The sequence below is a fragment of the Kitasatospora sp. NPDC001159 genome (genome assembly GCF_053598235.1).
In genome coordinates, this window is sequence record NZ_JBSFJV010000024.1 from 1 (window position 1) to 18,651 (window position 18,651).

General features: G+C 73.3%; 21 protein-coding genes and 1 pseudogene. 10 read left to right on the forward strand and 12 right to left on the reverse strand.

Going from position 1 to position 18,651, the window contains the following annotated elements; genetic code table 11:
* Positions 1 to 226: 226 nt before the first annotated feature.
* Both ACWC9T_RS14985 and ACWC9T_RS14990 read left to right on the forward strand, forming a co-directional pair.
* Complete coding sequence (locus ACWC9T_RS14985; protein WP_449821468.1) at positions 227 to 412, forward strand: hypothetical protein; 186 nt, start codon at positions 227 to 229, stop codon at positions 410 to 412.
* A pseudogene (locus tag ACWC9T_RS14990) lies at positions 402 to 818 on the forward strand (IS701 family transposase); the annotation flags it as partial. The gene ACWC9T_RS14985 and the pseudogene ACWC9T_RS14990, both read left to right, overlap by 11 nt.
* A gap of 187 nt (positions 819 to 1,005) precedes the next feature.
* On the opposite strand, the gene ACWC9T_RS14995 reads toward ACWC9T_RS14990, so the two are convergent.
* Positions 1,006 to 2,055 (reverse strand): YibE/F family protein, encoded by a 1,050-nt coding sequence (locus ACWC9T_RS14995; protein ID WP_449821469.1) that lies wholly within the window; start codon positions 2,053 to 2,055, stop codon positions 1,006 to 1,008.
* A 210-nt stretch (positions 2,056 to 2,265) separates the two neighbouring features.
* Between ACWC9T_RS14995 and ACWC9T_RS15000 the strand changes: the two genes are divergently transcribed.
* Entirely contained in the window at positions 2,266 to 3,762 is a 1,497-nt protein-coding gene (locus tag ACWC9T_RS15000; RefSeq protein ID WP_449821470.1) for an alpha/beta hydrolase, read from the forward strand.
* A gap of 168 nt (positions 3,763 to 3,930) precedes the next feature.
* Positions 3,931 to 6,258, forward strand: coding sequence for a transglycosylase domain-containing protein (locus ACWC9T_RS15005; protein WP_449821471.1), 2,328 nt, complete (start codon positions 3,931 to 3,933; stop codon positions 6,256 to 6,258).
* 66 nt (positions 6,259 to 6,324) lie between these two features.
* On the opposite strand, the gene ACWC9T_RS15010 is transcribed toward ACWC9T_RS15005, so the two are convergent.
* Positions 6,325 to 6,948, reverse strand: a complete 624-nt coding sequence (locus tag ACWC9T_RS15010; protein WP_449821472.1) for a hypothetical protein — start codon at positions 6,946 to 6,948, stop codon at positions 6,325 to 6,327.
* A 4-nt stretch (positions 6,949 to 6,952) separates the two neighbouring features.
* Positions 6,953 to 7,495, reverse strand: a complete 543-nt coding sequence (locus ACWC9T_RS15015) for an RBBP9/YdeN family alpha/beta hydrolase (RefSeq protein ID WP_449821473.1) — start codon at positions 7,493 to 7,495, stop codon at positions 6,953 to 6,955.
* A 273-nt stretch (positions 7,496 to 7,768) separates the two neighbouring features.
* Between ACWC9T_RS15015 and ACWC9T_RS15020 the strand changes: the two genes are divergently transcribed.
* The 4 genes from ACWC9T_RS15020 to ACWC9T_RS15035 are packed head-to-tail and all read left to right on the forward strand — an operon-like array spanning position 7,769 to position 9,546.
* Positions 7,769 to 8,002, forward strand: a complete 234-nt coding sequence (locus tag ACWC9T_RS15020) for a DUF2277 domain-containing protein (protein WP_449821474.1) — start codon at positions 7,769 to 7,771, stop codon at positions 8,000 to 8,002.
* A 37-nt stretch (positions 8,003 to 8,039) separates the two neighbouring features.
* Positions 8,040 to 8,276: a DUF6296 family protein gene (locus ACWC9T_RS15025; RefSeq protein ID WP_449821475.1), complete on the forward strand. Its 237-nt coding sequence runs from the start codon at positions 8,040 to 8,042 to the stop codon at positions 8,274 to 8,276.
* 50 nt (positions 8,277 to 8,326) lie between these two features.
* Entirely contained in the window at positions 8,327 to 8,611 is a 285-nt protein-coding gene (locus ACWC9T_RS15030) for a DUF427 domain-containing protein (RefSeq protein WP_449821476.1), read from the forward strand.
* Positions 8,612 to 8,646: 35 nt separating this feature from the next.
* On the forward strand, positions 8,647 to 9,546 hold the full coding sequence (locus tag ACWC9T_RS15035; RefSeq protein WP_449821477.1) for a hypothetical protein: 900 nt from the start codon (positions 8,647 to 8,649) through the stop codon (positions 9,544 to 9,546).
* Positions 9,547 to 9,565: 19 nt separating this feature from the next.
* On the opposite strand, the gene ACWC9T_RS15040 is transcribed toward ACWC9T_RS15035, so the two are convergent.
* From ACWC9T_RS15040 to ACWC9T_RS15070, 7 genes are all read right to left on the reverse strand, one after another.
* Positions 9,566 to 9,904, reverse strand: a complete 339-nt coding sequence (locus ACWC9T_RS15040) for a hypothetical protein (RefSeq protein WP_449821478.1) — start codon at positions 9,902 to 9,904, stop codon at positions 9,566 to 9,568.
* A gap of 103 nt (positions 9,905 to 10,007) precedes the next feature.
* Positions 10,008 to 10,172: a hypothetical protein gene (locus ACWC9T_RS15045; protein ID WP_449821479.1), complete on the reverse strand. Its 165-nt coding sequence runs from the start codon at positions 10,170 to 10,172 to the stop codon at positions 10,008 to 10,010.
* A gap of 152 nt (positions 10,173 to 10,324) precedes the next feature.
* The gene (locus tag ACWC9T_RS15050) at positions 10,325 to 11,539 is read right to left on the reverse strand and encodes a cytochrome P450 (RefSeq protein WP_449821480.1); all 1,215 of its coding nucleotides are present in this window, start codon (positions 11,537 to 11,539) and stop codon (positions 10,325 to 10,327) included.
* Positions 11,540 to 11,622: 83 nt separating this feature from the next.
* A complete protein-coding gene (locus ACWC9T_RS15055; RefSeq protein WP_449821481.1) occupies positions 11,623 to 11,835 on the reverse strand; it encodes a ferredoxin in 213 nt (70 codons plus the stop codon).
* A gap of 196 nt (positions 11,836 to 12,031) precedes the next feature.
* Positions 12,032 to 13,573, reverse strand: a complete 1,542-nt coding sequence (locus ACWC9T_RS15060) for an ATP-dependent DNA ligase (RefSeq protein WP_449821482.1) — start codon at positions 13,571 to 13,573, stop codon at positions 12,032 to 12,034.
* A gap of 112 nt (positions 13,574 to 13,685) precedes the next feature.
* Entirely contained in the window at positions 13,686 to 14,060 is a 375-nt protein-coding gene (locus tag ACWC9T_RS15065) for a DJ-1/PfpI family protein (RefSeq protein ID WP_449821483.1), read from the reverse strand.
* Positions 14,061 to 14,369: 309 nt separating this feature from the next.
* Positions 14,370 to 14,600, reverse strand: a complete 231-nt coding sequence (locus ACWC9T_RS15070) for a hypothetical protein (RefSeq protein WP_449821484.1) — start codon at positions 14,598 to 14,600, stop codon at positions 14,370 to 14,372.
* A 301-nt stretch (positions 14,601 to 14,901) separates the two neighbouring features.
* On the opposite strand from ACWC9T_RS15070, the gene ACWC9T_RS15075 reads away from it, so the two are divergent.
* On the forward strand, positions 14,902 to 15,891 hold the full coding sequence (locus ACWC9T_RS15075; RefSeq protein WP_449821485.1) for a CAP domain-containing protein: 990 nt from the start codon (positions 14,902 to 14,904) through the stop codon (positions 15,889 to 15,891).
* A 189-nt stretch (positions 15,892 to 16,080) separates the two neighbouring features.
* Positions 16,081 to 17,673: a sigma-70 family RNA polymerase sigma factor gene (locus ACWC9T_RS15080; protein ID WP_449821486.1), complete on the forward strand. Its 1,593-nt coding sequence runs from the start codon at positions 16,081 to 16,083 to the stop codon at positions 17,671 to 17,673.
* Positions 17,674 to 17,702: 29 nt separating this feature from the next.
* On the opposite strand, the gene ACWC9T_RS15085 is transcribed toward ACWC9T_RS15080, so the two are convergent.
* Together ACWC9T_RS15085 and ACWC9T_RS15090 are read right to left on the reverse strand one after the other, a co-directional pair.
* Entirely contained in the window at positions 17,703 to 17,939 is a 237-nt protein-coding gene (locus tag ACWC9T_RS15085) for a hypothetical protein (protein ID WP_449821487.1), read from the reverse strand.
* A gap of 83 nt (positions 17,940 to 18,022) precedes the next feature.
* Complete coding sequence (locus tag ACWC9T_RS15090) at positions 18,023 to 18,580, reverse strand: L,D-transpeptidase family protein (RefSeq protein WP_449821488.1); 558 nt, start codon at positions 18,578 to 18,580, stop codon at positions 18,023 to 18,025.
* Between the last annotated feature and the right edge of the window lie 71 nt (positions 18,581 to 18,651).

Sequence of the window (18,651 nt, forward strand, 5' to 3'; positions counted from 1 at the left end):
GGGGCCCGTCAGACGCGTCTGACGGGCCCCGCACGCAGGTTTCCGACTCGTGTTTCGTGGCGGCGGGGGGAGTCGGCGCCGGCTTGAACGGGGGCACCGAGTGAACGCCCCCGGACAGCGTGAACGTGGTGGATCTGTCCGGCGGGCCGGGCGGGCCGGGCGGGCTGGGCGTGGCCGCGAGGCGGCTCGGCCAGCACCCGATCGGGATCGAGTGGAGGAACGCTGAATGACCGAGGAGAACCCGCAGACGTACCTGCACCGCATGGGGCTGACCCGCCGGCAGGCAGAGGTCTACGTGACGCTGCTCGCCCTCGGGTCCTGCGACTGCGAGCAGCGGGCCGAGGGCCCGGCGCACCACTGGGGTGTGCCCGACGGCCGTGGCCTGGACGAGGATCCCGAGCCGCGTCGATGAGCTGGTCGCCGCCCTGCCACGGCAGACCTGGAAGCGCCTGTCGGGCGGCAAGGGCTCCCACGGCGAGCGGGTCTACGACTGGGCCAGGGTGGCGATCCGCCCGGTGTGGGAGGACGGCGTCGGGCACTGGGTCCTGGCCCGCCGCTCGGTCAGCGACCCTACCGAGATCGCCCATTACGTGTGCTACGGACCCGCAGCCACCCGATTGAAAGACCTGGTCAAGGTCGCCGCGGCGAGGTGGGCGATAGAGGAGTCGTTCCAGGTCGCGAAGAATGAGCGCGGCCTGCACCACTACCAGGTCCGCCGCTACGACGCCTGGTACCGGCACATCACCCTGTCCATGGCCACGCTCGCCGCGCTGACCGCGATCCGCGCCCACGAGCTGGAAAAAGGGGCTACCGGTTAGGACAAACCATCCTGATACCCCTGTCCGTCGCGGAGATTCGCCGCCTCATAGGCCTGATCCTCCACCCCCACCACCTCACTCCGACGCATCATCTGCACTGGTCATGGTGGCGACGCCGCAGCCGGACCCGAGCCCGCCTCAGCCACTACAAACGCCGAGGCCACACCCCATAACTGTGATTGCAGTACTAACCGTGCCGGTGCCGCCCGGAGCCCACCGCCGCCGTCCGAGGATGGTCGGCGGCGGCGATCAGGGCGGCCAGTCCGGTGGTGACCGGCACCGAGGCGACCAGCCCGATGCTGCCGACCAGGGCGCGCGCGACCTCCTCCGCCACCAGCTCGCTGGTGGCCACCGACACCACGTCCCGGTGCGCGATCGAGAACAGCAGCAGCAACGGCAGTGCGGCGCCCGCGTAGGCCAGCACCAGGGTGTTGACGGTCGAGGCGATGTGGTCGCGCCCGATCCGCATGCCCGTCCGGTAGAGCCTGCCGGCGCCCATCGTCGGGTCGGCCTGGTGCAGCTCCCAGATCGACGAGGTCTGGGTGACCGTCACGTCGAACAGCACGCCCAGCGAGCCGATCACGTACCCGGCGAGCAGCAGGCCGCGGATCTCGATCCCGGGGTAGAGGTCGTGGACCAGTGCGGTCTCCTCCGAGGTGTTCCCGGTCAGGTGCGCCCAGGAGGCGAACACCAGGCTCAGCACCCCGATCAGCACCAGTGACACCAGGGTTCCGAGCACCGCCACCGATGTCCGGGCGGAGAGCCCGTGGCACAGGTAGAGGGCGATCAGCATGATGGCGCCGGCGCCGACGATCGCCACCAGCAGCGGGTCCGAACCGCGCAGGATGGCGGGCAGGATGAACAGCGACAGCACCGCGAAGCTGATCGCCAGTGCGATCAGCGCGGCCACCCCGCGCCAGCGCCCGACCACCACCACGATCACCGCGAACAGCCCGGCCAGCACGCCCATCGGCAGTCTGCGGTTCGCGTCCACCGCGGAGGACCGCAGGTGCTGGTCGAAGCCGGTCCCGGTCCCGGTGTGCGGGTGGGCAGGGACCCCGCTCGGCCAGAGCACCACCAGCCCGACCACCACCGCCACCGCGAACGGGATCAGCACGGCCGCGATCACCTTGCGCAGTCGCGCGGAGACCGGCGCCGCCGGACCGTGGGCGTGTGAGTGCCCCACCGCCGCACCGTCGCCGCTCGCGCGTTCGTCCTCCAGCGTTCCTGTCGTCACCTCACGCCTCCTCAGTTCTCCTGCCACCGCGCCGGATCCGCCGTGACCACCGCATCATCGGGGTCCGGCGGGCCGATGCCCCGCAGGGCGCGAACCGTGGGCGCGCCGCAGGCGGGTGCGGGCCCCCGCAGGAACCGGGGGATTGCCCCACCTCCAACCGGCCAGCTTCCCGCATGGGCCCAAGTCCCCTGCCCCGGCAGACTCTTGGCCATGACGAACCCCATCCGACGCCCCGCCGCCGCCACCGCCGCTGCCGCCGCCATCGCCGTCACCGCGCTCACCGCATTTCCCGCCGCCGCCGACCCGGAGCACGCCGGCCGCGACCGGCTCGACTGGTCCGCCTGTCAGAGCCAGAGCGACCCCCGCCAGGAGTGCGCAGACCTCGCCGTCCCCCTGGACTACAACGACCCGGACGGCCAGCAGATCACGGTCGCCGTCTCCCGGATCGCCACCGCCAAGCCCGGCATGCGCCACGGCGTGCTGCTGATCATCCCCGGCGGCCCCGGCGACAACGGCCTGGACCGCCCGAGCAGCGTGGTCAAACGGCTGCCGCAGTCCGTGCTGGACCGCTTCGACCTGGTCGGCTTCGACCCGCGCGGCGTCGGCCGCTCCACCCCGGTCAGCTGCGGCCTGGACCACTCCGACCTGGCGATGGTCAAACTCCGCCCCTGGCCCGCCGCCGACGGCTCGATCGACGGGAACCTCGCCACCGGCCGCCGCTTCGCCGAGGCCTGCGCCCGCAACGGCGGCCCGGTGCTGCGCAGCATCTCCACCGCCAACGAGGCCCGCGACATCGACAGCATCCGGCGCGCCCTGGGGGAGCGCCGGCTCTCCGCCTGGGGCACCTCGTACGGCACCTACGCGGGCGCCGTCTACGCCACCAAGTTCGCCAACCACACCGACCGGATCGTGCTGGACAGCAACGACGACCCGGACCCGTCGCGGGTCGGCCGGGGCTGGCTCGCCGCCTTCGGCCAGGGCGCCGAGGACCGTTTCCCCGACTTCGCCAAGTGGGCCTCGGCGCCCGGCAATCCGGACCGGGTCGCCGACACCCCCGAGCAGGTCCGCCCGCTCTTCCTGGACCTCGCCGCCCGCCTAGACCACGAGCCGCTGCCCTGGCCTGGAGCCAACCCGGCCGAACTGGACGGCAACGGGCTGCGCGAGACCATGCTGGAGAGCCTGTACGCGGACGCCAAGTTCCCCGACCTCGCCCGGCTGATGCTGGCCGCCCAGGGCCGCCGCCCGCTGCCCGCCCCGGTGACGGCGCCCGACGAGGTACTGCAGAACCACATCGCGGCCTCGGCCGGCACCCTGTGCAACGACGTCAACTGGCCCACCGATTCGGCCGCCTACACCAAGGACGTCACCGCCGACCGCGCCGCCCGTCCGCTCACCGCGGGCATGCCGGTGAACGCGATGCCCTGTGCGTTCTGGCCGTTCGCCCCGGCCGAGCCGCCGGTCCGGGTGACCGGCCGCGGCCCGGCGAACGTCCTGCTGGCCCAGAACCTGCGCGACCCCGCCACCCCCTACCGCGGTGCGCTCAAGCTGCGCGAGGCCTTCGGCGACCGCGCCCGGATGGTCACCGTGGACTCCGGCGGTCACGACGTCTACCTGGCGAACGGAAACGCCTGCGGCGACGCGGCGGTGACGGACTTCCTGGTGACGGGCCGTCGTCCGGCCGAGGACGTGTTCTGCCCGGCGAGCTGAGGTCGACGACCTCGTGCGCGGGGGCAGCCGGCCGTGGACGAACGGTCCTTGCCCCCGCGTGAACCCCCGTGCGGCCCTCGCAAATGAGTCGAAGCTGTCGCGATTTTGTGACAATACTTCGCCAACACCCTGCCCACACGGGGGTTTCGCGGCCCTAATGTTCGAACTATGTCACCGAAGAGCCGCATACCTGCCCCGGACCCGGGCGACACCTGGGTGCCCCGCCCGAGGCGCCGTGAGACCCCGCTCGGAATCCTGCGCCATGCGGCCACCTTCCTCGGCTCCAGTGTGCTCGGCGGCGTGCTGCTGGCGGGCCTGATCCTCCCGGCGGCCGGCGCGGTCGGGTTGGGCGCGAAGAGCGGTGCCGAGAGCTTCGAGAGCATCCCAGACGACTTCAAGACCCCGCCGCTGACCCAGGCGACCCAGATCTTCGACGCCAAGGGCGGCCTGATCGCCAAGGTCTACGAGCGCGACCGCACCGTGCTGACGGCCGAGCAGATGTCCCCGCTGATCCGCCGGGCCCAGGTGGACATCGAGGACGCCCGTTTCTACGAGCACGGCGCGGTGGACCTCAAGGGCATCCTGCGGGCGGTCACCAAGAACGCCGAGAGCGGCGCCGCCGTTCAGGGCGCCTCCACCCTGACCCAGCAGTACGTGAAGAACGTCAACGTCGAGATGGCCGGGGACGATCCGGTCGCGGTGCGCGAGGCCCAGCGCAAGACCCTCGGCCGCAAGATCCAGGAACTCCGGTACGCCATCAAGCTGGAGGAGGACCTGACCAAGGAGCAGATCCTCACCAACTACCTGAACATCACCTTCTACGGCCACCAGGCCTACGGCATCGAGGCCGCCGCCCAGCGCTACTTCAGCAAGTCCGCCAAGGACCTCACCCTGCCCGAGGCGGCGATGCTCGCCGGGCTGGTGCAGAACCCGTCCCAGTACGACCCCAAGCTGCACCCGGTGGCCGCCCAGAAGCGCAGGGACACCGTCATCGACAAGATGGTGGAGAACAAGCACATCACCGCCGACCAGGCCAAGGAGGCCAAGGCGGCGCCGCTCGGCCTCAACTACAAGGACCCGCAGAACGGTTGCATCACCGCCCAGGCCGGCATGGGCTTCTTCTGCGACTACGTCCGCCACGTGGTCAAGCAGGACCCGACCTTCGGCAAGAGCGCCGCCGAGCGCAAGAAGCTCTGGGACACCGGCGGCCTGAACATCTACACCACCCTGGACCCGGACAAGCAGGCCGCCGCGCAGAACGCCGTCTCCACCAAGGTGTACGTCACCGACCCGGTCTCGGCGGCGATGACCATGGTCGAGCCCGGCACCGGCAAGATCCTGGCGATGGCCCAGACCCGCCCGTACGGCCTGGAGAAGGAGAAGAACCAGACCGTCGTCAACCTCAACGTGGACTCGGGGATGGGTGGCGGAATCGGCTTCCAGCCCGGCTCCAACTTCAAGCCGATCGTGGCCGCCGCCGCCCTGGAGGCCGGTCTGCCGCCCACCCAGCGGTACGACTCGCCGAACCGGATGGACTGGCCGACGATGAAGACCTGCGACGGCACCTGGAAGAACCTGAGCAAGGGCAAGAAGGACGGCATCATCCCCAACGAGAGCACGCGCGAGGTCGGCCCGTACGAGCTCAAGGAGGCGATGGCCCTCTCGGTCAACACCTACTTCGTGCAGATGGAGCAGGAGATCGGGCTCTGTGCCGTCAAGCAGATGGCCAACAAGCTGGGCGTGACCGCGAAGGCGAGCGGCGATCCGCTGCAGGAGGTGCCGGCCCTGGGCCTCGGCACCCAGGAGGTCAGCCCGCTGACCATGGCCAACGTGTACGCGACCTTCGCCGCCCGGGGCAACTACTGTGCGCCGCTGGCGATCAACCGGATCACCACGGTGGACGGCAAGGACGTCCCGGTGAACCCGGTCCACTGCGACCAGGTGATGTCCCCGGACACCGCCGACGTGATCAACACCGTGCTGCTCGGGGTGACCGAGAAGGGCGGCACCGCGCGCGACCTCCGGCTGGACGACGACCGCCAGATCGCGGGCAAGACCGGCACCACCGACGAGAAGAAGTCGGCGTGGTTCACCGGCTACACCGGCAACCTGGCCGCCTCGGTCTGGTTGGGCAGCCCGGGCACCAAGGTGCCGATGCGCAACATCCGGATCGGCGGCCAGTACCAGGCGGAGGTGTTCGGCGCGACCGGCCCGGGGCCGATCTGGCAGAAGGCCATGAGCGACGCCGTCCGGTCCATGCCGGAGAAGGAGTTCACCACCGTCTACATCCCGGATCCGATCAAGCGCGACCCCGGCTGCAGCACCTCCAGCGGCACGCCGGGCTCGGCCACCTGCACCGGCACCCCCAACCCGGGTTCGACCGGCACGTCGACCGGCCGGCCGCGCGCCAACAACCCGGCAGGCGGCAACCCGTCGGGCGGCAACCCGACCGGGCGCTCCGCCCCGACCACCCCGCCGGACTCCGAGGACCAGTGAGTCACCGGCAGAACCGCGGCCCCGCCTGAGTACCCGTACTCAGGCGGGGCCGCAGTTCTGCCGGAGTCAGCGCGCCTCGACCGGCTCGCCGCTGTCCTGGTCGAGGTTGAAAACCCGTCGGTAGGAGTCGGTCACCACGGTGACCTGCGCCCGTCCGGTCCAGCTCGCCTCCACCAGCCGGGCTTCGTCCGGGTTGCCGCCGACGTCCGCGAGCAGCCAGCGCCGGGCCGACCAGCCCTCCCCGCTCTCCAGCAGCACCTGCCAGTGATCGCCGGCGTGCTCCCCGGAGGCGTACGAGCGGTGCACCACCACGAGGGTCCGCTCGGCCCCGGCCGGGGCGTCCTCCCGGCTGCGGGTCTCGGCAGCCGACACCTTGTGCGCGGTCAGCACCCCGAGCACGAACACCACCCCGGCGGTCACCGTGACCGCCCGGGTGGCCGTCCGCACGGCGGTGCGGCGGTCACCCAGCCAGGCGGCCGCGATCAGCGCGGCCAGCGCCGAGCCGAGGAGCAGCTCCGGCCGGTTGAGCAGGTCGGCGACCAGCATCCGCCCGCCCGAGCGGCTCTCCCACTGGCCTTCGGTGTACAGCAGGACGGCCGCCACCCCGCAGGCCGCCAGCAGCCGGACCAGGGTGCGCCTGGTCCGCGGTGTCCGGTTGTTCCAACGCTCGTTCATCGTCCCCCCGGTCATGTGGTCACAGCTCCGCGAGAAGTTTGCGGCCCTCCGGCCAGTCGCCCAGCCCGGAGTCCGAATTGAGGTGTCCGTGTGCGCCCGACTCGACGTACCGGGCGCCCCAGGCCCGGGCGAACTCCCGGGCCCGCTCGGGGCTCACCCAGGGGTCGTCGGTGGAGGAGACCACCACGGTCGGGAACGGGAACGGCTCCAGCGCCACCGGGCGGAAGTCGATCAGCGCCGGCACCTCGGCGGTGTCGATGTCGGCCGGGGCGACCAGCAGCGCGCCCCGGACGGCGGCGGTCCGCTCGGCGGAGGCCTCGGCCACCCAGCAGGCCGCCGTGACGCAGCCCAGGCTGTGCGCGACCAGCACCACCGGCCCCTCGGCGGCGGCCGCAGCCACCGCCGCGTCCACCCGGGCCACCCAGTCCGTCCGCTCCGGGTGGTCCCAGTCCGCCTGCTCGACCCGCCGGAAGGCCTCCGGCTCGGCGGCCTCCCAGCGGGTCTGCCAGTGCTCGGGACCCGAGTTCTGGTAGCCGGGCAGAACGAGGTAGGTGGTGCGCATGGGCTCCTCCGGGAGGCGGACGGTACGACCCTGGTGGGCGAGGGCCTGGGGATGACCAGGGCGACGTAGTCGGCCGGGTCGACGTCGGTGCACGACTTCGTCGAGGGCCACGACACCTGGTAACGGGCAGCAGGAGTCTAGGACCCGGGTACGGGCGCGCGGCGGGGTGGTTCGTTCGTCCGGCATCCTAATCCGGTCGGATGACGCCCCCTGTGCGGCGGATGTGACGAAAGGGGGGTCGCCGACGCGGCGCCCGCGCGCGAGACTGGGGACATGTGCCGCAACATCAAGACGCTGCGACCGCCCGTGACGCCCGACGCCGACGAGGACGACTTCCGCGCCGCCGCGCTGCAGTACGTCCGCAAGGTGTCCGGGTTCCGCGCCCCGGCGGCGCACAACCGCGAGGCCTTCGACCGGGCCGTGGACGCGGTGGCCGAGGCCACCGCCCGGCTGCTCGCCGAGCTGGAGGTCCGCGGGCACGCCCGGGCCGTCGAGGCCACCGCCTAGCAGCCCACGGGGGGTCGACAGGGAGCAGGAGCCGGTGATGAACCCCGCCAACCGTTACGCCCTCACCTTCCCCGGGACCCCGGGCACCCACACCCCGCAGGACGTGGTCGAGGTCACCAGGACCGACGCGAAGGGCCCGGGCGGCCATCCCGTCTACGAGGATGCCAGCGGGATCGTCCGGGCCGAGATCAGCGACGCGGCCGAGGTCCGGATGCTCGCCAGCGGCGGCCACCAGAGCCACCACCAGCCGGTCCACGCCGAGCCGCTGCCGTAGGTTTCCCCGAACCACCCGGTGCGTGATCTGCCGTGGGGCACAATCGCGGTATGACCACAGCGAGTTGGCAGGGGGTCGTCGTCGCCGAGAGCGAGGACACCATCGTCGTCGAGGGCAACCACTACTTTCCGGCCGAGTCGGTGAGGGCCGGGTTCCTCCGGCCCTCCGGGACGACCACGGTGTGCGGGTGGAAGGGCACCGCCGGTTACTACACCCTGGAGGTGGCCGGGCGGACCAACCCGGACGCCGCCTGGTTCTACACCGACCCCGAGCCCGAGGCCGAGCACGTGCGCGGCCGGGTGGCGTTCTGGCGCGGCGTGGAGATCACCGAGTAGCGCGTACCGGCTGGCGGAGGGGGTACCGGAACTGCATGACAGTCTTCCGCAAGCCGGGCCGTTCGAGGCAGCCGGGCCGTTCGAAGCCCGCCCCCGGGACCGTCCCCGCCGCCGGCCCGGCGGCCCCCGGGGCCGGCTTGGCCGAGGAACTCGCCGAGCTGATCGAGCAGGCCGAGCGGCCCGTCGAGGACTGGCGGGTCGCCGAGTACCACGCCGAGCGCGGCCGGGGTCGGGCGGTGGTGGCGAAGGCGGCGCGGCGGCTCGCCGAGGGCGGCCTGGTCGCCGCCAGGGGAGCGGCGCTCGGCGGCAAGGCCCTCACCGAGCAGATGGTGCGGATCGCGCCCAGGATCCCGGTCCGTGACCTCGCCGCTCTGCGTGCCCAGCACCCGGGCGCGGCCGACCCGGAGCAACTGGCCGACCTGCTGGTCGCCGGCGCCACCCGTGCTTCGGGCGCGCTCGGCGCGGGCGTCGGCGCCGTGGCGATGTTGCCGGTGCCGCCCGCGCTGCCGGTGGAGATCGCGGCCGAGACGCTCGCGGTGGCGGCCGTGGAGGTCAAGCTGATCGCGGAGCTTCACGAGGTCTACGGCGTCCCGGCGCAGGGCAGCACCGCCCAGCGGGCCGGCGCATACCTGGCCGCCTGGGCCAACCGCCGGGGGATCCAGCCGCTGCGGGTGCGGCCCGCCGGCTTCGCGGCGCTCGCGGTGGGTGCGGAGGTGCGCCAGCGGGTGCGCCGCCGGCTCACCCGCAGCTCGCTGCGCCGACTGCCGTCGGTGGTCCCGCTGCTGTTCGGCGCGGGCATCGGCGCGACCGTCAACCGGCGCGACACCCGGCGGCTGGCCGGGAAGGTCCGCGCGGACCTGCGCACACGTCCGCCGACCGACCGCGGCTACTGGGCCGCGGCCGGGCCGGCGGTCGAGGGCGCGGTCATCCGCTAGCGGGCCCCTGGCGGACGTGCTAGCCGGTGGGCGACGGCGGGGCCATCGCCCCGCGCCCCGCCTTGACGCCGTTCACCATCGCCTGGTGGATCGCCCGCGCGGTGGTCTCGTCCGCCGCGGGCACCGGGCTGCCGGAGACCGTGTACCAGTCCAGCGCGCCGGTGTACTGGACGGTCAGCCGCGCCTCGCCGTCCACCCACGTGGTGTGCACGGTGAGGTCGCCGGAGATCGGGCCGACCTCGGCCGTGGAGACCCCGCCGGGGCCGCTGATGATCGACTGGGTGGTCCAGGTCGCCCACGAGGTGCGCGGATCCAGGCCCGGCTGGGCCTGCCGACCGGTTTGATCGTGTTCGGTCATGCGCTTGTCCTCCCCCGCCGGTGGACCGCCGCCCGGGCAGCGACACCTGCGGTCGCAGAGACCGCCCGGTCCCGCCGGGCGGTCGGATCGGTGTGGCGGACGGTCAGCCAGTGGAGCCGGGTTCGTCCAGCATGGCGTCGCCCTCCGCCTGGGAGGTGTCCTGCGCGTGCAGGTTCTGCATCGAGGTGATGCCCTCCTCGGGGTCGGCGGCGCGGACGTCCTCCTCACGGTCGCTGCTCACTTCGGAGCGTTCGCTCATGTCCGTCATCGCGGGCTCCGTCTCCTCGGCCGGTCCGGGCGTGCGCCAAACCGGAGGCGCGGCAGGGCCGGGTCTGTCTTCGCCCTTCCAGCCTGCCCCCACCCCGGCGCCGGGGCCAGCCGGGTGACCCGCCGGGCCGTCCGGACCTCAACGGCACGGTCTCACCAGGTCACGGACAGTGACTGCATCCCGTAGATGAACGAGTCGGTGCGGAACTCCCGCGCGCCCTCGGTGCCGGCCAGCCGCAGCCCGGGCAGTCGGCGGAACAGGCTCTCCAGAGCGATCTGGAGCTCGGCGCGGGCCAGCGGCTGGCCCAGGCACTGGTGCACGCCGAAGCCGAAGGCCATGTGCCGCCGGGCGTCCCGGTCCAGGTCCAGTTCGTCCGTCGGCCGCCGGTCGGCGCCGCCGAACACCTCCTCGTCCCGGTTGGCGGTGGAGAGCATCGCGATCACGCCCTCCCCGGCCCTGATCGTCTCGCCGCCCAGCTCCACGTCCTCCAGCGCCACCCGGGGCAGCCCGGTGTGCACGATGGTCAGCAGGCGCAGCAGCTCCTCCACCGCGCCGGGCAGCGCGGCCGGGTCGGCCAGCCTGGCGATCTGCTCGGGCTGCTCCAGCAGCAGGGCGGTGGAGAGCGAGATCATGTTCGCGGTCGTCTCGTGCCCGGCGACCAGCAGCAGGACCCCGGTGCTGGCGACGTCGTCCAGGGTCAGGTCGTCCCGGACGACGAGCCGGCTGAGGATGTCGTCCTCCGGCCGTTCCCGCTTGCGGGCCGCCAGATCGTTCAGGTAGTCCAGGATCTCGTCCTGGGCCGCGGTGAGCTGCTCCAGGGTGCTCTTGTTGTTCAGCAGGGTCCGGCTCAGCCCCTGGAAGCGGTCGCGGTCGTCGTACGGCACGCCGAGCAGCAGGCAGATCACCAGCGAGGGCACCGGCAGCGCGAACTCGGCGACCAGGTCGGCCTCGGTCCGGCCCGCGGTCATCGCGTCCAGCGCCTCGTCCACGATCCGCTGGATGCCCGGGCGCAGCGCCGCCACCCGCTTGACCAGGAAGTCCCCGGTGACCATCCGGCGCAGCCGGGCGTGCTCGGGGTCGTCGAGCCGCAGGAAGCTCGGGTTGGCGGCGAGCAGTTCCCGGCGGCCGGGGACCAGCAGTGGGAACGACGGGTGGCGCGCGTCCGAGCTGAACCGGCGGTCGGACAGGATGGTGCGGACCTCGGGGTAGCCGGTGGCCAGCCAGCAGGACTCGCCGCCGGGCAGGTCGGCACGGGTGAGCGGGGCGGTGGCGGCGGCGTCGGTGTACGCGGGCGGCGGGCCGAACGGGCAGCCGCTGGAGTGCGGGGCCGGGACGGGGACGGCCTGGGTGGTGGGCGTGCTGGTCAAGGCGGGGTCTCCTTACGTCGCGGTGTCCTCGAGTGGGGGTAGTGGCGACTCTTCGTCAGGTCGAACTATCGGTAAGGGAATTGTCAGCCGTCGGCGGGCTCTTCCTCGGTGACGGTGATCGCACCGCCCGGGCAGAGTTCGGCGGCCAGCCTGACGTCGGCGAACTGGTCGGGCCGGATGGCGGCCTGACGGAGCCTCACCAGACTGTCGTGATCGTCCTGGTCGAAGACCTCGGGGACGTTCATGACGCACATCCCGGAGCTGCAGCAGCGATCCCGGTCGACTTTCACCTGCATGGTCGGGCACCTCTCGCCAGTGCGCCGCCGGCTGCCCGGCGGCCGCCTCTCGTTGTCATTGCCAACCTGACTGCCACTGCTCCGTCCATGGAGGGTGCGGTGGCCGGATCGCCGAAAACGGCCGATTCGCCCCCGTCCCGGCTTCCTTGCCGCGCGGCAGGTTCGAAATTGACGTTACTCCGCCAAACGGCGTGCGTCACAGCCCCTCGGCGGCGGCGAGTCCTCGGACGGTGGCCACGGTATCGGCCTCGGCGGCGCGCTTGTCCGGCCGGTAGCGCACCACCCGGGCGAACCGAAGCGCCAGGCCGGCGGGGTAACGGGGGCTGCGCTGGAGACCGTCGAAGGCGATCTCGACGACCAGTTCCGGACGGACCCGCACCGTCCAGTCGTCCCGCTCCGTCTCCCGGGCCAGCAGCTCGCCCGTCTGCCAGGCGAGCGTCTCGTCGGTCAGGCCCTTGAAGGTCTTGCCGAGCATCACCCACTCACCCAGGCCCGGCTCACCCGCGGCCCGGGCGCCCAGGTGCAGATTGCTCAGGAAGCCGCGCCGCCGGCCGCTTCCCCACTCGGCGGCCAGCACCACCAGGTCCAGGGTGTGCCGGGGCTTCACCTTGATCCAGCCCGCCCCGCGCCGCCCGGCCGCGTACCCCGCCGCCGGGTCCTTCACCAGCACGCCCTCATGGCCGAGCGCCAGCGTCTCGCGGAAGAACGCCAAGGCCACCTCGCGGTCCCCGGTCTCGGTGCGAGCCACCCGCAGACCCTCCGGCGCCGCCCCGGCCAGCGCCGCCCAGCGCTCCCGGCCCGGACGGTCCACCAGGTCCTCGCCGTCCCGGTGCAGCAGGTCGAAGAAGTAGACGCTGAGCGGGACCTCGGCCCGCAGCCGGTCCGGATCCCGCCGGGAGGCCGTGCGCGCGGCGGTCTCCTGGAACGGGCGCGGCCGCCCGTCCGCACCGAGCGCGATCGCCTCGCCGTCCAGCACCGCCGTCCGCAACGGCAGCGCGAGCGCCGCCTCGACCACCTCGGGGACCCGCGCGGTGAGATCGTCCAGGCCGCGGGTGAACACCGCGACCTCCCCGCCGTCCCGGTGCACCTGCACCCGGATCCCGTCCAACTTCCACTCCACCCCCGCCACACCGGTGCGCTCCAACGCCGAAGCCACATCCGGCGCCGAGGCCGCCAACATCGGCCGCACGGCCCGTCCCACCTCCAGGCGGAACGCCGCCAGTGCCTCCGCCCCGCCGGTCAGCGCCGCCTCCGCCACCGCCCGCGCCGACCCCCGGAACATCAGTGCCCGCCGCACCGCCGCCACCGGAACCCCGGCCGCTTGCGCCACCGCGTCCCCCACCAGCGCGTCCAACGCCCCCTGCCGCAGATCCCCGACCAGCACCGCCCGCAGGAACCGTTGCTCCACCTCCGTCGCCCGCCCGAACAACCCCGCCAACAACCGCCGCCGCTCCGCCTGTGCCCCCGCCCCGTGCACCCCGGCGATCCGCTCCAGCTCCCGCACCGCCTCCCGCACCCCCAACGACGGCTCGCCCGCCGGCTCCGGCAGATCCCGCAGTGAGGCCCACCCCACCCCCGTCCGCAACCGCTGAGCCTCCCCCGAGAGCAACACCACGGCCGCCACCCCCTCTGCTGGCCCCAACTCCCGCAGACACCCCGCCAACAACCCCACCTTCGCCCGACGCCCACCCTCCGCCGCCACCGCCCCCGACACCTCCGCCAACCTCCGCAGCCCCATCCACCCACTCCTCACCCGGCCCGGACACCCACCATTGCGTCCAGCATCCGTGGGCCCACCGGTCCCCGCATCCGGGCCCGGCTCCCCACTCGCCCGCTGCCCACGCCCAGCATCACCGTGCGGATCCCGGATCCGCCGCCGAGGCGTCCCGTCCGGTCGCCAGGTAGTCCTTCGCCCCCCTGGGGCGCCTTCCGGTACGACGACGGTGATGCCGGCCGAGGACCCACAGCTCGCCGTCGCGGATGAAGAGCGGGTCCGGGTCGACGGTGGCCTGCGGGTACCGTCCGGCCAGCTGGCCACAGCTGGCCCAGTGGGTGACCGCGCGCCGTCCGTCGAGGAGCCCGGCCGCGCCGAGCAGGAAGGCTCCGCTGCACACCGAGGCGGTGCGGCGGGCCCGGTGCGCGGTCCGGGCGAACCAGTCGACGAACGCCCGGTCCTCGCAGGCCCGGTGGACGCCTCCGCCGCCCACGGCGACGAGCGTGTCCACCGGTCCGTCTGCCTATTCGATCGTCAGGGTCGGGGAGACCGCGAGGCCGCTGCTGGAGGTCACCGGGCCGGGTGCGGCCGCCACGGTGCCGATGACGACGCCCCCGGTCAGACGCCCCGCCTGGGTGAAGACCTCGTGGGGCCCGGTCAGGTCGAGGATCTGGAAGTCCGGAAAGATCGCGAAGACGACGCGTCGGCGGGTTACTCGTCCAGCGTGGCCGCCCTCATCGATGGCGGCAAGGGCACGGATATGACGATTCCCGCCATCACCCCGGCCGCCGCCGACCGGATGCCCTTTCGGCGGTCCCCATCAGAAGTCCTCGTCGCGCACCAGCCGCAGGGCGGGCCTCCCGATCCCCCGCTCCGCTTCCGCCTCCTCCTCGGCCCGGAGGAGTTCCGCCTCCCGGGCGCCCATCGCACGGAACCGGGCCTTGCGCTCCTCGTCGGCTTCCTCGGTGCCCGGGTAGAGCACCACGTACCGGCCGCCCTCACCGTCCTCCCATGCGTAGCTGCGGTACTGCGTCGTCGGCTCCTCCGCCACGGTGAACCTCCGGTCGTCGCCTTAGGGGTGACCCACCGTAGGCGATGGGCACGGACCGGGGAAGGCGCGTCACTCGTCCGTGGCAGCCCGTCCGGCTGCGGGGGAGCCGCCGGAGTGGCGACCAGGTCGCCGTCCGGGCCGTGTTCGTCACCTACGACATGGCCCCGGAGGTCACGGCCCGCTGAGGCCGTGGCCGGGTTGACGGACATTCGTTCGGACTTTCTGTTATCGGCGCTCCGCCGGGAGGTCTCCCAGGTGTCGGCACCCGACCCCGCCGACCTGGACAGAAAGCAGTGGCCGCGTGAACAGCGACGACAGGACGACGATCACCCCGGCGAACGGCGGCGCCAAGGGCCGCCCCAGCGGTCGGGCCGCCGCTCGGCGGGCCGCCCAGCGACACCATGGTCGCGGCCGTCGGGCGCGAAGGCGGGGCGGGCTGGTGCCGCTCACCGCGGTCGTCGCCGCCGTGGCCGGGACGGGGCTGCTCGCCGCGCTGGCCGGAGCGGGGTACGCGGCCTACGGCGGCAAGCAGAGTGACCGGGACCTCGCCGGGCAGGCGGCCGCCGCCGACTCGCTGATCGCGGCCGAACTCGGTACGCACGAGGGCATCCAGGTGCCGGGCGCCGGGGGCGCGGTCCCCGCGCCCGGGGGCGGCGTGCCGGGCAGCTCGTCGGCCACCGACGCGTCGGCCTCCGCGAGCGCGACGGCCAGCCCGACAGCCAGCCCGACAGCCACCGCCACGGCCTCCCCGACCGCCCAGCCCACCGCGACCGCCCAGCCCACCACCGCCAAGGCCAGCCCGACCGCGACCCGCACCGCCGCGAGCACCGCCGGAGCCGCGGCCGCGGCCACCGCCCAGCGGACCCTCGCCAGTTCGGCGCCCACCCCGGTCGGCGGCGGCCCGTCCTCCTCCTACGCCCAGCAGGTCGTGGACCTGGTCAACGCCGAGCGGGCCAAGGCCGGCTGCGACCCGGTCACTGCGGAGCCGCGGCTGGCCAGCGCGGCCCAGTCGCACAGCGACGACATGGCCGACCGCAACTACTTCGACCATGCCAGCCCGGAGGGCTACCACGCCGACCACCGGATCGAGGCCACCGGCTACCGCTGGAGCACCTGGGGCGAGAACATAGCCCGCGGCCAGAAGGACCCGGCGGCCGTGATGGACGCCTGGATGAACAGCCCCGGCCACCGCGCCAACATCCTGAACTGCGCGTTCAAGCAGCTCGGGGTGGGTGTGCGAACCGGCTCCGGCGGCCCGTGGTGGACCCAGGTGTTCGCCACCCCGGCCTGATCGCCCCCGGAGACGGCCCCGCGACGGCCCCCGCGACGGCCCCGGCACCGCCGCCGGGAGAGGCTCCGGCACCGACCCCCGACCGGGCCGATTTTCCTATTCCGCGCACATTGTTGTTATCTGATCACTCCCCACAGGTCTCCGAGGAGGCAGCGGCGGACGGAAACACGGCAAGACGGAGTGCGGACCATGAACGCTGATGTGCAGAACAGGGCCGGGACGACCCTGGTAGTCGCGGCGCAGGCAGGCGACCGGCAGGCCCAGGAGGCGCTGGTCGCCGCCTGGTTGCCGCTCGTCTACAACGTCGCCGGTCGTGCCCTCGGCGGCCACGCCGACGTGGATGACGTCGCCCAGGAGACGATGATCCGTGCCCTCGACGGCCTGGACGGGCTCCGCGACCCGGAGTCCTTCCGGTCCTGGCTGGTCGCGATCACCATGAACCAGGTGCGCCGACGCCATGCTGCCGGGCAGCAGCAGCCCACCGTCGGCGGCCTGGACGAGACCTGGGAAGTCCCGGACCCCAGGGCCGACTTCACCGATCTGACCATCCTGCGCCTCGGCCTCTCCGGACAGCGCCGCGAGGTGGCCGAGGCCACCCGCTGGCTGGACCCGGACGACCGCGAGCTGCTCTCCCTGTGGTGGCTGGAGGCCGGCGGTGAACTCACCCGCGCCGAGCTCGCCGAAGCCCTCGACCTGCCCGCGCAGCACGCCGCCGTCCGCGTCCAGCGGATGAAGAAGCAGCTCGAAGTCGGCCGGATGGTGGTCCGCGCCCTCAGCGCCTACCCGCGCTGCCCGGGACTCGCCGAGACCACCATCGGGTTCGACGGCACCCCGAACTCGGTCTGGCGCAAGCGCATCGCCCGGCACATCCGCAGCTGCGCCTCCTGTGACGGCCTCGGTCGCGACCTCTTCCCCGCGGAGGGGCTGCTGGCTGGCCTCGTCCTGGTCCCGATTCCGCTGGACTCGCCCGCCCTGCTGCACTTCCAGCACACGGCGGCCACCGTCGCGCCGGCTGCCGCGCACTCGACCGCCGCCGGAAGCGGCGGTGCGGGAGCCGGCGGGGGCGCGGGAGCGGGCGGCGGTACGGCCGGCGGCTCCGGCACGCACGGCGGTTGGACCGGTTCCGCCGCCCGCAAGGCCGTCCTGGCGAGCGGCGCGGCCGCCGCGGTGGCCGTCACCACTCTCGCCCTGGTCTGGCCGAACCACAGCGAGCCGCCGAGCATCGCCGCACCCGAGCCCAGCACCCCGGCCGCCGCGCTGGCGGCCCTGCCTTCCCTGGTCGCGACGCCGACGGCTGCCCCGACGCCCACGCCCACCCCGACGCCGACCCCGACACCCACCGAGACCCCGACACCCACGCCGACCGCGACCCGGCCGACCACCGCCGCGCCGTCACCCAACCCGGAGCGGCAGCTCGTGGACCTGGTCAACGCCGAACGCGCCAAGGCGGGTTGCGCCCCGCTGCGGATCGACCCCCGGCTGCACAGCGCGGCCCAGAAGCACGCCGACGACATGGCCGCCCGCAACTTCTTCGACCACGTCAACCCCGACGGTGTCCACGCGGACGCCCGGATCACCGCCGCCGGCTACCGCTGGTCCCAGTGGGGCGAGAACCTCGACCGGGGCCCGACCATGCCGGCGAGCGTCTTCTCCCGCTGGATGGACGGCGGCATCCACCAGTCCAACATGCTCGACTGCGGCTTCAAGGACGTCGGCGTCGGCGTGGCCACCAGTCCCGCCGGCACCCTGTGGACCCAGGACCTCGGCGCCCTGCTGTCCTGACCCACCTCTTGCCTGACCGGCCCCGACTACTACGCGGGCGTGACCGGGACGAGCCCATCGGCCGACCCGGTCACGAACCCGGTGGCGTGCCCGACCACGCCGCCCGCGTCCCCGACCTGCCCGGGCAGCGCGTCCGGCGCGCTGGTCAGCGGACCGGGCAGGCCCTCCTGACCGCCGATGGCACTGGCGTGCGCACTCGGCGCGGTGAGGGAGGCCACGACACCCACGGCGAGCGAGGCGACGGCGAGCATGCTGCGCTTCTTCATGGCCGGTCCAACGACACTGCGCCACAAGGGTTACGGGTGGTTCCGGATCCACCGGGTCACCCGACTCGCACAGCGCAGCACCCTCAGCGCGCCAGCGCCTCGCCGTCCCCCATCACCACCACCGGGTGCAGCGCCGGATCCAGTGCCAGCAGCAGTTCGCGCATCAGGTCCTCGCTCATGCTCACGCAGCCGTGGGTCGGCCCGCCGTGGTCGACGTGCAGCCAGATGCCGCCGCCGTACGCGCCACCGCGCGGGCGGCGCGGGTCGAGCGGGGAGGAGCCGGGGACACGGTTGTAGTCGACGGCGACGACGTAGTCGAAGGACCCGGCGAGCGGCTCGTCCTCGAACCCGGTGCCGGAGATCGTGAAGGCGCCGGAGCGGCTGTACGGCAGCCGGCTGCCGGGGTCGGGCCGGATGCCGCCCGCGTCGCTGAGCGTGAACACCCCGACGGGGCTGCGCAGGTCGTTCACGTGGTGGTCGGTGGTCCAGCCGCGCAGAGCGTTGCGGGTCGGCCAGGTGGGCCCGGCGCGCCAGCCGTCACCGTCGTTGCGGTAGAGGACGGCATGACCGGTAGAGGAGTCGGGACCGTCACCGGTGACCACCAGCGCCTGCCGCGCCCCGGCCGGCAGAGCGGCAGCCAATTGCGGCCCGACACCCGGGAGCCGGCGCGGCAGTTCGGGTGGCGCCGGCCGTGCCGCCGGGACAGGTGGCG

Bases quoted from the DNA above. Each gene is read 5' to 3' on its own strand.
- ACWC9T_RS14985 (WP_449821468.1), top strand. From the start codon at position 227: ATGACCGAGGAGAACCCGCAGACGTACCTGCACCGCATGGGGCTGACC.
- ACWC9T_RS15000 (WP_449821470.1), top strand. From the start codon at position 2,266: ATGACGAACCCCATCCGACGCCCCGCCGCCGCCACCGCCGCTGCCGCC.
- ACWC9T_RS15005 (WP_449821471.1), top strand. From the start codon at position 3,931: ATGTCACCGAAGAGCCGCATACCTGCCCCGGACCCGGGCGACACCTGG.
- ACWC9T_RS15010 (WP_449821472.1), bottom strand. From the start codon at position 6,948: ATGACCGGGGGGACGATGAACGAGCGTTGGAACAACCGGACACCGCGG.
- ACWC9T_RS15015 (WP_449821473.1), bottom strand. From the start codon at position 7,495: ATGCGCACCACCTACCTCGTTCTGCCCGGCTACCAGAACTCGGGTCCC.
- ACWC9T_RS15020 (WP_449821474.1), top strand. From the start codon at position 7,769: ATGTGCCGCAACATCAAGACGCTGCGACCGCCCGTGACGCCCGACGCC.
- ACWC9T_RS15025 (WP_449821475.1), top strand. From the start codon at position 8,040: ATGAACCCCGCCAACCGTTACGCCCTCACCTTCCCCGGGACCCCGGGC.
- ACWC9T_RS15030 (WP_449821476.1), top strand. From the start codon at position 8,327: ATGACCACAGCGAGTTGGCAGGGGGTCGTCGTCGCCGAGAGCGAGGAC.
- ACWC9T_RS15035 (WP_449821477.1), top strand. From the start codon at position 8,647: ATGACAGTCTTCCGCAAGCCGGGCCGTTCGAGGCAGCCGGGCCGTTCG.
- ACWC9T_RS15040 (WP_449821478.1), bottom strand. From the start codon at position 9,904: ATGACCGAACACGATCAAACCGGTCGGCAGGCCCAGCCGGGCCTGGAT.
- ACWC9T_RS15045 (WP_449821479.1), bottom strand. From the start codon at position 10,172: ATGACGGACATGAGCGAACGCTCCGAAGTGAGCAGCGACCGTGAGGAG.
- ACWC9T_RS15055 (WP_449821481.1), bottom strand. From the start codon at position 11,835: ATGCAGGTGAAAGTCGACCGGGATCGCTGCTGCAGCTCCGGGATGTGC.
- ACWC9T_RS15060 (WP_449821482.1), bottom strand. From the start codon at position 13,573: ATGGGGCTGCGGAGGTTGGCGGAGGTGTCGGGGGCGGTGGCGGCGGAG.
- ACWC9T_RS15080 (WP_449821486.1), top strand. From the start codon at position 16,081: ATGAACGCTGATGTGCAGAACAGGGCCGGGACGACCCTGGTAGTCGCG.
- ACWC9T_RS15085 (WP_449821487.1), bottom strand. From the start codon at position 17,939: ATGAAGAAGCGCAGCATGCTCGCCGTCGCCTCGCTCGCCGTGGGTGTC.